This window comes from Microtetraspora sp. AC03309 (assembly GCF_020826795.1).
GTDB classification, from domain to species: Bacteria; Actinomycetota; Actinomycetes; order Streptosporangiales; family Streptosporangiaceae; genus Microtetraspora; species Microtetraspora glauca.
Window position 1 is genome coordinate 1 of record NZ_JADDIL010000271.1, and the last position, 841, is coordinate 841.

Sequence of the window (841 nt, forward strand, 5' to 3'; positions counted from 1 at the left end):
GACCTTCGGAACCCCCCAACCCGACACACCACGAACCACCACCCCCGAACCGCGCGCCTTCGGGACCACCACCATCGGATCTCGGGCCTCTGAGACCAACGCAGCCGATGCCGAGACGTTCCGGACCGAGCTCGAACGACTGGCCTCCAGCCTGGAAGAGCACTTCGCATACGAGGAAGCGCAACTCCTGCCAGCGCTGACACGAACCCCCAAGATCAACTGATCACCGAGGCCCGCTCGAGCAACCGGTCGTGGCGGACTTGGTCCCGTGCTCTCCTGCGGCGCACGCCGCTGGCCCCATGCTCTTCTGCGGCTGGCGCCCTTGCTTCCATGGCCACCTGCGACGCACGCCGTTGATTCCATGGTCACCTGCAGCAGTCGTCGTCGGCCCTGATCACCTGTGGCGCACGCGTTGGCCCCCGATCCGCTGCGGCAGTCGTCGTTGATCCCATGGTCAGCTGCGGTAGGGCCGTTAAGGTCCGGGCATCCCGAACCACCATGTCGGGACATGCGATGAACCGATGGAGTCCGGTACATCCGCACGTCCCAGTAGGTCCGCACGTCCTGGTAGGTCCGGACATGCCCGCAGGGTCCGGACACCTGACAAAACAGCGCATTCCAGCAGGACAGGGCGTCCTGGCAAGACCGGACATCCTGAGGGGGTCCGGATGCCTCCGGTATCAACTGCTCTGTCGCAGCCAGCCACCGTCACCGTCCCTATCCCTATCCCTGTCCCTGTCCCTGTCCCTGTCCCTGTCCCTGTCCCTGTCCCTGTCCCTGTCCCTGTCACGGTCACTGTCTGCGGGCCCAGGCGCGGGGGCGGTGTTTGGGATAGCGGTGG

1 protein-coding gene is annotated in these 841 nt (G+C 65.8%); it reads left to right on the forward strand.

Annotated features, from left to right (window positions below; all coding sequences use genetic code 11):
- On the forward strand, positions 1-223 hold a 223-nt coding region (locus IMZ11_RS42775), incomplete at its 5' end, for a hypothetical protein (RefSeq protein ID WP_374463261.1).
- Between the last annotated feature and the right edge of the window lie 618 nt (positions 224-841).